This is a genomic window from Catellatospora aurea, from assembly GCF_042663325.1.
Lineage (GTDB): Bacteria > Actinomycetota > Actinomycetes > Mycobacteriales > Micromonosporaceae > Catellatospora > Catellatospora aurea.
In genome coordinates, this window is sequence record NZ_JBHTAC010000040.1 from 61565 (window position 1) to 75011 (window position 13447).

11 protein-coding genes are annotated in these 13447 nt (G+C 70.5%); all 11 read right to left on the reverse strand.

What is annotated here, in order from left to right:
- Window positions 1-9: 9 nt before the first annotated feature.
- Complete coding sequence (gene aroC / locus ACFQO7_RS28950; protein WP_360538566.1) at window positions 10-1188, reverse strand: chorismate synthase; 1179 nt, start codon at window positions 1186-1188, stop codon at window positions 10-12.
- Between the two features lie 114 nt (window positions 1189-1302).
- On the reverse strand, window positions 1303-3384 hold the full coding sequence (locus ACFQO7_RS28955) for a PQQ-dependent sugar dehydrogenase (RefSeq protein WP_376809325.1): 2082 nt from the start codon (window positions 3382-3384) through the stop codon (window positions 1303-1305).
- A 187-nt stretch (window positions 3385-3571) separates the two neighbouring features.
- Complete coding sequence (gene mltG, locus ACFQO7_RS28960) at window positions 3572-4786, reverse strand: endolytic transglycosylase MltG (protein WP_376809326.1); 1215 nt, start codon at window positions 4784-4786, stop codon at window positions 3572-3574.
- Between the two features lie 37 nt (window positions 4787-4823).
- A complete protein-coding gene (locus tag ACFQO7_RS28965; RefSeq protein WP_376809327.1) occupies window positions 4824-5630 on the reverse strand; it encodes a shikimate dehydrogenase in 807 nt (268 codons plus the stop codon).
- On the reverse strand, window positions 5630-6874 hold the full coding sequence (mltG, locus tag ACFQO7_RS28970) for an endolytic transglycosylase MltG (RefSeq protein WP_376809328.1): 1245 nt from the start codon (window positions 6872-6874) through the stop codon (window positions 5630-5632). The genes ACFQO7_RS28965 and mltG (ACFQO7_RS28970) overlap by 1 nt, the downstream gene beginning before the upstream one ends.
- 133 nt (window positions 6875-7007) lie before the next feature.
- On the reverse strand, window positions 7008-8231 hold the full coding sequence (gene mltG, locus ACFQO7_RS28975) for an endolytic transglycosylase MltG (protein WP_376809329.1): 1224 nt from the start codon (window positions 8229-8231) through the stop codon (window positions 7008-7010).
- Entirely contained in the window at window positions 8228-8686 is a 459-nt protein-coding gene (ruvX, locus tag ACFQO7_RS28980; RefSeq protein WP_360538552.1) for a Holliday junction resolvase RuvX, read from the reverse strand. Before ruvX ends, mltG (ACFQO7_RS28975) begins: the two co-directional genes overlap by 4 nt.
- An 82-nt stretch (window positions 8687-8768) precedes the next feature.
- The gene (gene alaS / locus ACFQO7_RS28985) at window positions 8769-11447 is read right to left on the reverse strand and encodes an alanine--tRNA ligase (protein ID WP_376809330.1); all 2679 of its coding nucleotides are present in this window, start codon (window positions 11445-11447) and stop codon (window positions 8769-8771) included.
- On the reverse strand, window positions 11444-11749 hold the full coding sequence (locus ACFQO7_RS28990; protein ID WP_376809331.1) for a hypothetical protein: 306 nt from the start codon (window positions 11747-11749) through the stop codon (window positions 11444-11446). The genes alaS and ACFQO7_RS28990 overlap by 4 nt, the downstream gene beginning before the upstream one ends.
- A 15-nt stretch (window positions 11750-11764) precedes the next feature.
- On the reverse strand, window positions 11765-12217 hold the full coding sequence (locus tag ACFQO7_RS28995) for a DUF948 domain-containing protein (protein ID WP_120320084.1): 453 nt from the start codon (window positions 12215-12217) through the stop codon (window positions 11765-11767).
- 80 nt (window positions 12218-12297) lie between these two features.
- Window positions 12298-13447, reverse strand: a 1150-nt coding sequence (locus ACFQO7_RS29000) for a hypothetical protein (RefSeq protein ID WP_376809332.1), incomplete at its 5' end; no start/stop codon positions are given.

Below are 13447 nucleotides of genomic sequence, written 5' to 3' on the forward strand. Positions count from 1 at the left end.
GGCGGTCTGTCAGCGGATCAGCAGGTTGTCCAGGTAGCCGGCGAGGTTGCGGCGGATCTCGGTGACCGAGTCGCCGCCGAACTTCTCCGTCGCCGCCTCGGCCAGCACCAGCGCCATCATCGACTCGGCGACGACCGCCGCCGCGGGCACCGCGCACACGTCGGAGCGCTGGTTGATCGCGGTGGCGACCTCGCCGGTGGTCACGTCCACGGTGGACAGCGCCCGGTTCAGCGACGAGATCGGCTTCATCGCGGCGCGCACCCGCAGCGGCTCGCCGGAGGTGATGCCGCCCTCCAGGCCGCCGGCCCGGTCGGTGACCCGCTTCACGCCGTCGGGCGTCGGCACGATCTCGTCGTGCGCCACCGAGCCCCGCGAGCGGGCCTGGGTGAACGCGTCGCCGATCTCGACACCCTTGATGGCCTGGATGGACATCAGCGCGGTGGCGATGCGGGCGTCGAGCTTGCGGTCCCACTGCGTGTGCGTGCCCAGGCCCGGCGGCACGCCGTAGACCAGCACCTCGACGATGCCGCCGAGGGTGTCGGCGTCGCGTTTGGCCGCGTCGACCTCGGCGACCATGCGCTCGCTGGCCTGCGGGTCCAGGCAGCGCAGCGGGTCGGCGTCGATGCGCTCGGTGTCGCCGGGCACCGGCACCAGGCCGGACTTGGCGACCACGGAGCCGAGCTCGACCACGTGGGACAGCACGTCCATGCCCAGCGCCTGCTTGATCAGGGCCTTGGCGACGGTGCCGACGGCGACGCGGGCGGCGGTCTCCCGGGCGCTGGCGCGCTCCAGGATCGGCCGGGCGTCGTCGTGGCCGTACTTCTGCATGCCGGCGAGGTCGGCGTGGCCGGGCCGGGGGCGGGTCAGCGGCGCGTTGCGGGCCTGCGCGGCCAGCAGGTCCGGGTCGACCGGGTCGGCCGACATCACGGTCTGCCACTTGGGCCACTCGGAGTTGCCGACCTGGATCGCGACCGGGCTGCCCAGGGTGCGCCCGTGGCGCACGCCGCCGAGGATCGTCACCACGTCCCGCTCGAAGGCCATGCGCGCGCCGCGGCCGTAGCCGAGGCGGCGGCGGGCCAGCTCGTGGCCGATCTCGTCACTGGTGATCTCGATTCCGGCGGGCACGCCGTCGAGCACGGCGACCAGCGCCTGCCCGTGCGACTCCCCTGCGGTCAGCCAACGCAACACGATCACCAGTCTGTCACGGCGGCCCGGCCGCCTGCCCGCCACGCCCCGCCGGTGTCACCAGACGGGACGTAGGTCACGTGAGCTGGACAGGTCCGGTTCCACCAGGCGGGCGGGTCATTTCAGCGTGATCGTCACGGGTTCGCTGCGGTCGCTGCCGACGCGGGCGACGATCTCGTACGTGCCCGCGGCGGGCGACGCCCCGGCCGGCACCCGGCGGCCCTTCTTCTCACACGTGTTGCTGGCCTTGCCGTTCCACGTCGCGCTGTAGGAGCGGGACTGGCCCGGCGCGAAGCGGACCACCTGGCTGCCGCGCACCGGCCCGCAGTCGTCGGACGACCACAGCTTCTCCCCGTCGCGCAGCAGCTGCAGCTCCTGCAGATCGGCGCCGACGTCGCGCACGCAGGAGCGCTTCGACGTGTTCTGCACCTTCAGGCCGATGGTGAGCGAGGTCTTGCGGGCGAGCGTCGTCTTGGCGGGCGCCGCGGTGATCTTCAACTCGTCGTCGGTGCACAGCTTCTTGTCCACCTTGGCGTCCTTGGGCGCCGCGCCGGCCGCCTCGGCGTAGCGGACCCGGTAGAGCTTCGCCTTGGCCGCGTACGGGCCGTCCTTGGCGTCGTCGGGGTAGAGCGCGCTGAAGTACAGCCCGTCCGTCCCGGCGGCGATGCCGGCGATGGTCGACTTGCCGTTGCCGTTGTACTCCACCAGGGTCTTCGGTCCGGTGACCTTGCCCTTGGCGTCGAAGGCGAACATCACGATGCGCTTGCCGCGCACCTGCGGTCCGGTGGCGTAGGTCGGGCCGCTCTCGGAGATGTACGCGTTGCCGTACAGCTCCTTCGGAAAGCCCGCCCCCTGGTTGTTCTCCTCCTGCACGAAGGTCACCCCGACCGGCGCGTGCGCCACGGTCCAGTTGTAGAGCGCCTTCTTCTTCATCGCGCTGTCGCCGACGTACCACTCGAAGTCCGCGCCCCGGGTGACCCGGGCGAACCGGTCCACCGAGGGTCCGTTCTCCACCGAGTAGTGCTGCCCGTCGGCGGCCCGCCACGCGCCGCCGAACGGGTTGCGCAGGCCCAGGGCGTAGACGTAGTCCCGGGCCTTGTCGCCGTTGCCGGCCTTGTAGAACGGGTTGTCCTCGGGCGCGCTGCCGTCCAGGTTCATCCGCAGCACCTTGCCGCGGAAGGAGTCCTTGTCCCGGGCCGTCTTCGGCTCGAACGCGTCGGCGACGTGCACGTACAGCTTGCCGTCCGGCCCGATGGTGAGGTTCGAGATCTGGTGCGAGGCCACCATGTCCTCGCCCTTCATGTCCAGCACCGTGGTGACCTTGGTCGCGCTCATCCCGTCCTCGGAGCTGGTCAGCCGGACCACCTTCGGGTAGAGCTTGCTGCCCGTCTTGTAGACCATGGCGGCGAACAGGTCGCCGGTCTGCGGTTCGACCACGATGCCGCCGAGGCCCATCTCGCCGTCGCCGGGGAACTTGTCGGTCGGGTCGAAGTTCAGCAGATCCTTGGCGTACGTCGCGACGCTGAAGTCGCCGCGGACCACCTTGATCTGGCCGTAGAGCTCGTTGACGTAGAAGCGCGGGGCGTCCGGCGAGGCGGGCGGGGTTGCCGCCATGGCGATGCCGACGGGCAGCGCGAACCCGGACGCGACCTCCTCCACCACGTAGCCGTCCTGCATGGTGCGCCACTGCGGCGCGCCCGGCAGCGGTTCGAGCTGCACGTCGGTGCGGAACGGGCGGACCGAGTACGGGCTCCACTGCGTGCCCGGGTCGGCCGAGGACGACCGGAACCGGGCGCGCACCTCGAACGCGCGGCCCGGCGGCAGTTCGGCCGCCCCGGCCAGCGAGCCGGTGAACGTGCCGTTGCCCAGGTGGGTGTGCAGGCGGGACGCGCCGTGCACGCACTCGGCAGCCCACACCCGCTCGACCGGCTCGGGGGCGGCCGACCAGATCTCCCAGTCGCTGCAGGCGTGCTCGTCGCGCACGTCCGCGTCGGCGAACGGCTGGGCTTCCATGTGCACGTCGGCCCCGTTGAGCAGCTGCCCGTCCGAGGACGGCTCGCTGATCTCCGGGGCGAGCGGCGGGATCGACGCCACCGCGGCCGGGCTCGCCGGGGTCACGAACGACAGCAGCCCCGCGACCGCGATCACCACGATGGCGAGCGCCACCTCACCGGCCATGGCGACCTTGCGCGCGCTCATCCTCGACTCCCGATCGGCTCCGGCAACGGACAACCGCGCCAGAGTACCGAGGAAATTCGGATATTAAGGACTAAACACGCTGATATCGCCAAGATGCGCACGGCCACCGCGGCGCTCGCCGGTCCGGTGGCCGTGCGCCGCCGCTCAGGCCCGGTGCAGCGCGCGGGCCAGCACGCCCAGGTCCGGGTCAATCGCAGGAGTTGCGGGCCAGCTTCTTGTTGCGCACGGCGATGTCGTTGTCCCGGCAGAACTGCTCGTAGTTCGTGGAGAAGGCCGAGTTGCCCTTCTGGTCGATCGCGACGAAGAAGTACCAGCCGCCCTTCGCCGGTCTCGCCGCGCCGGCCAGCGCCGCCCGGCCCGGGTTGTTGATCGGCGTGGGCAGCAGCAGCACGTTGTGGTTGTACGGGTTCTTCTTGTCGTTCTGCTCGGCGCTGGTCATCTGCCCCGACCCGATGGGCTCCAGCCCCTTCGTCTCGCGCCAGTAGTTGATGGTCACGTCGAACTCCAGGCAGGTGCAGACACCCGCCTTCGGCTGGAAGATACGGTTGTAGGCGACCCGGGCCACCTTCGGCAGGTCGGCCGCGGTCCCCGACTCCGCCTGGGCCAGCGAGGCGACGATCAGCATCTCGTACGGGGCGACCTTCAGCCCGCCGCGCACCGACTCGGTGAACTTCAACTCACCGGTGACGGCCAGGAACCGCCGCACCATCGTCTCCAGCGCGGACCGCGCGGTGACGTCCGGCGGGAACTCGTACGTGTCCGGGAACAGGAAACCCTCGATCGACTTCGTGACCTTCCTGCCGTCGCGGTCGAACCACGACTCCGGGACGCCCAGCTTCACCGGGTCCGCACCCGCGTCCTTGAAGTCGGCCTCGGGGATGCCCAGCTTCTCCGACAGCAGTTTGTAGATCTTGAACGAGGAGAGCCCTTCGCGGACGGTCACACCCTTCACGATGCGCCGGGCCGGGTCGAGCAGCATCGTGATCGCATCGGCGGCGCTGAGCCGCAGGCGCAGCCGGTAGTGGCCCGGCTGGATCGTCGCGGCTTTCGGGTTCTCCTTCCAGGCGTCGAGGAAGGCCTGCTCGCTGGCGATCACGTCCTTGGCCTTCAGCACTTCGGCCATCTGCCCCCCGGTCGCCTTCTCCGGGATCTCCAGGGTCACCTCGGCGGTGCCCTCGGCGGAGGTGTAGTCCGGCGTGCCGAACCAGCCCTTGACCCGGTCGAAGCCGAGATACACCACGGCTCCCGCACCGGCCAGCAGGAACAGGGTGAGCATCCCGGCCAGCACGGCGCGGTTGCGGCGGCGCCTGCGGCGTTTGCGGGGACTTCGCCCACCGGCCGGGCGGCGTGGCCTGCGCTGCTCGGGCTCGTCACCGAACGCGATGAAGAACTCTTCCGTCACCGGTCTGCCTCCCCAGGGTCGCACCGACCCGGACAGGCTAGCCGCGACGGGCGTCCCGCAGTGCCCCGCGCATCGCCTCGACCGGCGCGACAACCCCCGTGAACTGCTCGAACTGGCCCAGAGCCTGATTCAGCAGGAGATCCAATCCGGATACGACGCGGTTTCCGGCTCGCTGCGCCGAGGCGGCCAGCGGGGTCGGCCACGGGTCGTAGAGCGCGTCGAACAGCACCGTCTTGGGCCGCCACGGCACCTGCAGGTGGTCGGCGACGCCCTTGGGCACGGTCGAGATGACCACGTCGGCGGTGGCGCACTCCTCCGCCGCCGCCCAGCCCGCGCCGGTCAGCGGCACACCGAGCGCGTCGGCCACCGGGCGCAGCTCGTCGATCGCCTCGGGACGGCGGGCGTACACGATGAGGGACTCGGCCCCGAACCGCGCCGCGGCCGCCACCGCGGCCCGTGCGGTGCCGCCCGCGCCGAGCACGGCGACCCGCGCCGCCGTGCTGACCCCCGCCTCGCCCAGCGCGGCGACCATGCCGGGCACGTCGGTGTTGTCCGCGTGCCAGCTGCCGTCAGGCTGGTGGACCAGGGTGTTCGCGGCCCCTGTCGCGGCGGCGACCGGGCTGACCGCCGTCGCGACGGTCAGCCCCACCTCCTTGAGCGGCATGGTCAGCGACAGCCCCGCCCACTCGGGCCCCAGGCCCGCCACGAAGGCGGGCAGGTCGGCCTCGGCGCACTCGATCGCGGTGTACGACCAGCCGGTCAGTCCCGCCGCCGCGTAGCCCGCGTTGTGCAGGACGGGCGACAGCGAGTGGCTGACCGGCTTGCCGAGGACCGCTGCGCGCATCAGCAGGAACTCCGCTCCAGCGCGCCGTTCTTCACAGCCGTCTGGTTGTCCTTGCAGAACTGGGTGTGGGTCGACGAGAAGGCCGAGTGGCCCTCCTTGTCGATGGCCACGAAGTAGATCCAATCACCCTTCGGTGGATCGGCCGCCCCTTCGAGCGCCTTCTTGCCCGGGTTGTTGATCGGGGTGGGCGGCAGACCCTTGGCGTTGCGGTTGTACGGGTTCTTCGGGTCGGTCAGCTCGGCCTGGGTGAGGTCGCTGGAGTGCACGGCCTTCTTGCCGGCCATCTCCCGCGAGTAGTTGACGGTGACGTCGAACTGCAGGCAGTGGCAGGTGCCGATCTCGGCCACGGCCTTCTCGCTGAAGACGCGGTTGTAGGACACCCGGGCGACCTTGCCGAGGTCGTCGGCGTTGCCCGCCTCGGCCTGGGCCAGCGACGCCACGATCAGCGCCTGGTAAGGCGAGATGTTCAGCGCGGCGGCCTTGTCGGCGTAGCCCATGTCCCCGGTGACCTTCATGAACCGCTCGACCATCATCGACAGGGCCGACTTGGCGGTCACGTTCTTCGGGAACTCGTAGGTGTCCGGGAACAGGAAGCCCTCGATCGAGCGGCTCTCCTTCTTGCCGTCCTCACGCTTGAACCACCAGGCCGGCACGCCCAGCCCGATCGGGTCCTTCGCGGCGGCCTTGAACTCGGCCTCGGGGATGCCCAGCTTCTCCGACAGCAGCTTGTAGATCTTGAAGGTCGACAGGCCTTCGGCGATGAGGATGCCGTTGACCAGTCGGTTCTTGGTGTCGAGCAGCATCGTGATCGCGTCGGCGGCGCTGATCTGCACACGCAGCTTGTACAGACCGGGCTGGATCTTCTTGGCGTCGGGGTTGTTCTCCCACGCCTCGACGAACGCCTGCTCGCTCTTGATCACGTCGTGCTGCTTGAGCACCTCGGCCATGTCCAGGCCGCGGGAGCCCTGCTTGATCTCGACCTCGACCTCGGCGGAGGTGGCCGCGCTGGTGTAGTCGGGGGTGACCAGCAGGTTCTTGATCTTGTCGTAGCCCAGGTACGCGCCGCCGGCCAGGCCGCCGAGCAGGAACAGCGTGAGGAAGAGGGCGAGGAAGGAGCGGCCGCGCTTCTTCTTCTTTTTCTTCTTCTTGTTGTTCCGGCCACGGTTGTTGTCCACCCCGTGCCGACGCCGCTGTTGGCCGCGCTCGGGATGTTCCTCGAACGACAGGAAAAGCTCGTCAGTCATCGGTGCCCTCTCACGTACGGGTCGCCATCGGCGGCTACGTTACACGTGAAGGGTTTTGCACACCCCCGGGCGGACGGTGGGTTTTCAGCCGCCACCCAGGATCTAACGGGCTTATTCGGACAAGGCAGGCGGCTCAACAAGAGCTCTGCTTGAGCACCTTGTTCTTCACGGCCGTCTCGTTGTCCTCGCAGAACTCCTCGAAGGTCTCCGAGAAGGCCGAGTGGCCCTCCTTGTCGGTCGCCACGAAGTAGTACCAGTCGCCCTTGGGCGGCGACATCGCGCCCTCCAGCGCCGCTTTGCCCGGGTTGTTGATCGGCGTGGGGATCATCCCCTCGGCGTTGCGGTTGTAGGGGTTCTTCTCGTCGGTCAGCTCGTCGTGGCTGAGCCCGCTGGACGGCTTGGGGTCCTTGCCGGCCAGCTCGCGCGAGTAGTTCACGGTCACGTCGAACTGGAAGCAGGCGCACGTCAGGTCGGGGATCCGCTTGTACACCCGGTTGTAGGCGACCCGGGCCACCTTGCCGAAGTCGTCGGCGTTGCCCGCCTCCGCCTGGGCCAGCGAGGCCACGATCAGCGCCTCGTACGGCGCGATCCCGCCGAGCTGCGCCGGGACCGTCTCGGCGAAGTTCATGCTGCCGGTGACGGTGAGGAACCGGTTGACCATGACCCGCAGCATGCTCTCGGCGGTGGCGTTGGGCGCGAACTCGTAGGTGTCGGGGAACAGGAAGCCTTCGACCGACGGCTTGACCTTCTTGTCGTCGGTGCGGTTGAACCACCAGTCGGGCACCCCGAGCGCGATCGGGTCTTTCGCGGCGGCCTTGAAGTCGTCCTCGGGGATGCCGGTCTTGGCCGACAGCAGCTTGAACACCCGGAACGAGCTGAGCCCTTCCGGGATCGTGATCCCGTTGACGATGCGGTTCTTCAGGTCCAGCAGGCGCAGCACCGCGTCCTCGGCGCTCATGTGGGTGCGCATCCTGTAATAGCCGGGCTGGATGCGCAGCGCGTCCGGGTTGCGCTCGCCCGCCTCGATGAAGGCCTTCTCGCTGGCGATCACGCCCGCCGCCTTCAGGGTGCGGGCGATCTCGGCCTGCGTGTCGCCGCTCTTGATCTCGATCTGCACCTCGGTGCCGTCGGCCGAGGTCTCCCAGTCGGAGGTGCCCAGCGCCCCGCTGATCTTCTGGTACACCACCACGGCGCCGATGCCGAGCGCCCCGAGCAGCACCAGGGCCAGGCCCATGGCCAGCACGGACCGCATCCAACCGAACCGCCTGCGTTGACGACTGGCCTCACCCGGCGGCAGTTGCTGCCGGGGATCTTCGTCGTGGTCGTCGTCGAAAGCACGGTCCAGTTCGTCGATCATCCTGCTCGCCTTCGCTGCGCGTCGAGCCAACCCTGCAGGATCTCCACCGCGGCCGCCTGGTCGACGACGGCACGCTGCCGCTTGCCCCGGACACCGCGGTCGGCGAGCCGCCGGGTGGCCGTGACGGTGGACATCCTCTCGTCAGCGAGCACCACCGGCACCGGCGCGATCAGACCGGCCAGGGCGTCGGCGTATGCCCTCACGTGCTTGGCGGCCGGCCCCTCGACCCCGGCGAGGTTGATGGGCAGTCCCACCACCACCTCCACCGTGCCATGGTCGGCCACCAGGCGCGCGATCTCCACCATATCAGCCGAAATGTCAGAGTCGTCCGCTTTGGCCTGGCGAGCCACGGTGACCAGCGGAGTTGCCAGGATTCCGTCCGGATCGCACACCGCCACCCCGATCCGCACCGTGCCCACGTCGATCCCCAGCCGCACCCCACGGGTCCATGTCATGACTACTCCTCCACACGAAAAGACCGGAGCCCCACCCACTGCCGGGAAAGCAGGGGGTGGAGCTCCGGAAGGACTACTCGGATCAGCGGGTCTGCACCGCGTTCTGGACGGACCCCAGCAGGTGCGGAGCCTGGTCGGCGGGAACGCCGCCGCCCTGGGCCAGGTCGGCGTTGCCGCCGCCGCGGCCCGACAGGGCACCCTTGACCAGGTCCTGCGCGGACAGGCCGCGGGACTTGGCCGCGTCGTTGACCGCCACGATCAGCGACGCCTTGCCGTTGGCCCGCGAGGCCACCGCGACGACCGCGGGCCGGTCCGCCGGGAAGCGGCCGCGCACCTCCTGCGCCAGCGTGCGCACGTCGTTGACCGCCGCGCCCTCCGGCGCCTCGGTGCCCACGTACGCCACGCCGCCCAGGTCGAGCGCGCCCTCGGCCAGCGCCGCGGCCCCGCCGAGCACCAGCTGCGCGCGCATCTTCTCCAGCTCGCGCTCGGCGTCGCGCAGCTGCGACACCGTCTGCTCGACCCGGTCGCCGACCTCCTCGCGCGGCACCCGGTACAGCTCGGCCAGGCGCGACACCAGCAGGTGCTCCTTGGCCAGGTGCCGGAACGCGTCCATGCCGACCAGCGCGTCGACCCGGCGCACGCCGGAGCCGATCGACGCCTCCGACAGGATCTTCACCAGGCCCAGCTGGCCCGAGCGGGCCGCGTGGGTGCCGCCGCACAGCTCACGGGCGTACTCGCCGACCTCGACGACGCGCACGTACTCGCCGTACTTCTCGCCGAACAGCGCCATCGCGCCCAGCCGCTTGGCCTCGGCCTGCGAGGTGACGAACGCGCGCACCTCGAGGTCGCTCATCAGCACCTCGTTGACCTGCTGCTCGACGTCGATCAGCACGCTGGCCGGCACCGCGCCCGGCGTGTTGAAGTCGAACCGCAGCCGGCCCGGCGCGTTCAGCGAACCCGCCTGGGTCGCCGACTCGCCGAGGAAGTTGCGCATCGTCTGGTGCACCAGGTGCGTCGCGGTGTGCGCGCGGGAGATCGCCCGGCGGCGCTCCACGTCGATCTGGGCGTAGCCGGCCTCACCGGAGCGGACCTCGCCCTCGACGACCCGCGCCTTGTGCACGATCAGGCCCGGCAGCGGCTGCTGCACGTCGAGCACCTCGACCTTGCCGCCGCCGACCGTGATCAGACCCAGGTCGGGCAGCTGGCCGCCGCCCTCGGCGTAGAACGGGGTGACGTCGAGCACGACCTCGACCAGCTCGCCCTCGCCCGCCGACGTGATCAGGCCGCCGCTGCCGATCAGCGCGCGCACCTTCGACTCGCGCGACACCTCGGCGTAGCCGGTGAACTCGACCGCGCCGCCCGCGTCGAGCGCGCCCCGGTACGCCGACAGGTCGGCGTGACCCGTCTTGCGCGCCTGCGCGTCGGCCTTCGCCGCCGCCTTCTGGTCGGCCATCAGCCGCTTGAAGCCGTCGACGTCGACCGTCAGACCCTGCTCCGCCGCGATCTCCAAGGTGAGGTCGATGGGGAAGCCGTACGTGTCGTGCAGCTTGAACGCCTTGTCGCCCGCCAGGACCTTGCCGCCGGACTTCTTGGTGTCGGCGACCGCCACGTCCAGGATCGTGGTGCCCGCGCGCAGCGTGCTGCGGAACGCCTCCTCCTCCGCGTACGCGTACTGCGAGATGCGGCCGAAGTCGGTCGCGATCTCCGGGTACGACGGCGACATGCTGTCGCGCGCCACCGGCAGCAGCTCCGGCAGCGCCGGGTCCTCGTAACCGAGCAGGCGCATCGCCCGGATCGCCCGGCGCATGATGCGCCGCAGCACGTAACCGCGGCCCTCGTTCGACGGGGTCACCCCGTCACCGATCAGCATCAGCGAGGTGCGCACGTGGTCGGCGATGACGCGCAGGCGCACGTCGTCGGGGTGCGATTCAGCCGCGGTGGTGGTGTGGCTGACGTTGTATCGCTTGCCGGTCAGCTCGCACGCCTTGTCGATCAGCGGGCGGACCTCGTCGATCTCGTAGAGGTTGTCGACGCCCTGCATGATCGACGCCATCCGCTCCAGGCCCATGCCGGTGTCGATGTTCTGCGCCGGCAGCGGCCCCAGGATCGGGTAGTTCTCCTTGTCGGTGCCCGGACCCCGCTCGTACTGCATGAAGACGTTGTTCCAGACCTCCATGTAGCGGTCCTCGTCGACCTCCGGACCGCCCTCGCGGCCGTACGCCGGACCGCGGTCGATGTAGATCTCCGAGCATGGTCCGCACGGCCCCGGGATGCCCATGGACCAGAAGTTGTCCGCCTTGCCGCGGCGCACGATGCGCTCCGCGGGCAGGCCGACCGCGCGCCAGAACCCGATCGACTCGTCGTCGTCGAGATACACCGTCGCCCAGATCTTGTCCTGGTCGATGCCGAACCCGCCCGCGTCGAGGGGCTTGGTCATCAGGTCCCAGGAGAGGCGGATCGCCTCCTCCTTGAAATAGTCACCGAAGGAGAAATTGCCGTTCATCTGGAAGAACGTGCCGTGCCGCGACGTCTTGCCGACCTCGTCGATGTCCGGCGTCCGGATGCACTTCTGCACGCTGACCGCGCGCCGGAACGGCGGGGTCTGCTGGCCCAGGAAGTAGGGCACGAACTGCACCATGCCGGCGTTGACGAACAGCAGGTTCGGATCGTCGATGGCCGGCAGTGGAGCGCTCGGGACCACGGTGTGCCCGTTGGCCTCGAAGTGCGCCAGAAACCGTCGCTTGACTTCCGCGGTCCTCATCGCTGCTGCTCGCCTTCCTGCTGCTGCTTGAACTGATAGAACTTGCTGCCGACCCCGTGCGCCCAGGGCAGGTCTACGGGCTCGATCGACACGCCGTCGGAGAAGGCGGCGAAGAGCTGGTCCTCACGGTCGGCCATGCCGTCGCGGACGTCGTCCATAAAGCTTCGCACCGAGCCCGCGGCGTGACCAATGGATTCCTGGGCGGTCCCGGCCAGCCCGGCCGGGGTGAACTTGCGCGCCTGGCGGGTCACCAGCCGCACCACCACGACACCGACGCCGATGCCGACACCGAGCCACAGCAACCTGCGGATCATGGCTCAGCCCCGCCGGGTGCGCTTGCGCGCCTTGAGCTCGTCACGCACCGACTTCGCCTCGTCGGCCTCCTTGCGGGCCGCCGTGGCACGCCGTACGCCGTACGTGAACGCGGCCGCCTTCACCAGCGGGCTGGCCGCGGTCGCCGTGACGACGCTCACCAGGTTCGACACGTTCGCCGTGGTCGCCGCCAGGTGCTGGGTCATCACGTCGACCTTCGCCAGCTGCACGTTCACCCCGTCCAGCGTGACCTGCGTCTGGCCGAGCGCCGTGTTGACGTTGTCGACGGTCAGGTTCACGTTGTCCAGGATCGGGCCCGTACGCTGGCTGACCTGCCGCAACGTCACCGTGGCGGCGTCGACGGTGTGCCGCAGCCGCAGGATCGGCACGGCAAGCACCAGCACCAGCATCGCGAACGCACCCGCCGCGATCAGCGCCGCGATCTCGCCTCCAGACATGCCACATCCTCCGCACGTCGCACTTTGTCCTGACGTGCAGACCCTACCGCCCGCCGCGACGGCGCTCGCAGCAGCCGGGCTCAGCTCGCCGACGGTGTCGGGGCAGGACTCTCCGCACCGGTCTCCTCGTCCCCGCCGGCGCCCTGCTCGCCGTTCGGATCCGCGGTGAACCGGATGCGGTCGTCGGCGACCGTGTTCAGCACCTTGATCGTCACCGCGGAGCCCTTGCAGGCGTCCGGGTCACCGGCCGGCGCGGCCGACGGGGCCGCCGAAGGATCGGCGCTCGGCTGCGCCGGCTCCTGGCTCGGGCCGACGGTCGGCCGGTTGCGCAGCAGGTCCGTGCACTCCGGGGTGGTGATCGGACGGACCCACAGGTCCAGCGTGAACTCGTCGCGCCGCCAGCACGAGAACTTGCCCTCGGTGCCCTCGTCCAGCACGCAGCTGGCCACGTTCCACCGGGACCAGCCCGCGTCGGTGAGCGCCTTGGTGTACGCCTCGGTGGTCTCGTCGATCCCCCGCTGCGACTCCAGCGAGCGCTCGCGGTAGCGGCATTCGATCAGGCACCAGCGGCTGCCGTAGATGTTGTCCTCGGTCTTGCCGGAGGTGACCGCCCAGGACGGCACGTCCAGCGCGTCCAGCGTGGTCAGCACCGGGTCACGGGTCGCCGCGCGCAGCACGAAGTAGAACGGCAGCGCGCCCACGACGACGGCCACCAGCGCGATCAGCGTCCACATGCGCAGCCGCTGCTGCTCGCGCAGCTGCTTGCGCACCTCTGAGCGGGCGCCGCGGATGGCGTCGACACCCGCGGCGAGTCCGGCGCGGCGGTCGCCGGCGGGCGGCACCACGGCGTTCGGGTCCGGCGGGCGCACCGCGATCGGCTCGGGGCGGCCCGGCGGACGGCCACCACCGGTGGGCCCGGGGCCCACGGCGGGACCGCCCGGCTTCGGGCCCGGACCCGCGTGCGGGCCGGGTATCGGGCCGGCGGGAGCGGGTCCGGCGTGCGGAGCGGCAGGTCCGGGGCCCGCGTGGGGACCGGCCTGCGGCGGCATGCCGCCGAGCGGAGCGGGGCCACCCTGCGGCGGCGGACCGGCCGGCGGCACGGGCACGCCACCGCGGTTCGGGCGGGCCGGGGAGACCGGGGCGACGGCCGGGAAGCCCGCACGCTGCGGTTCCGGGCGGGCGGGCGGCGTCACGGGCTTGCCGGCCGGGCCGGCCGGCATGCCGGGCCGG

Bases quoted from the DNA above. Each gene is read 5' to 3' on its own strand.
- ACFQO7_RS28955 (WP_376809325.1), bottom strand. From the start codon at position 3,384: ATGAGCGCGCGCAAGGTCGCCATGGCCGGTGAGGTGGCGCTCGCCATC.
- ruvX (WP_360538552.1), bottom strand. From the start codon at position 8,686: ATGACATGGACCCGTGGGGTGCGGCTGGGGATCGACGTGGGCACGGTG.
- mltG (WP_376809328.1), bottom strand. From the start codon at position 6,874: ATGACTGACGAGCTTTTCCTGTCGTTCGAGGAACATCCCGAGCGCGGC.
- mltG (WP_376809329.1), bottom strand. From the start codon at position 8,231: ATGATCGACGAACTGGACCGTGCTTTCGACGACGACCACGACGAAGAT.
- ACFQO7_RS28965 (WP_376809327.1), bottom strand. From the start codon at position 5,630: ATGCGCGCAGCGGTCCTCGGCAAGCCGGTCAGCCACTCGCTGTCGCCC.
- alaS (WP_376809330.1), bottom strand. From the start codon at position 11,447: ATGAGGACCGCGGAAGTCAAGCGACGGTTTCTGGCGCACTTCGAGGCC.
- ACFQO7_RS28995 (WP_120320084.1), bottom strand. From the start codon at position 12,217: ATGTCTGGAGGCGAGATCGCGGCGCTGATCGCGGCGGGTGCGTTCGCG.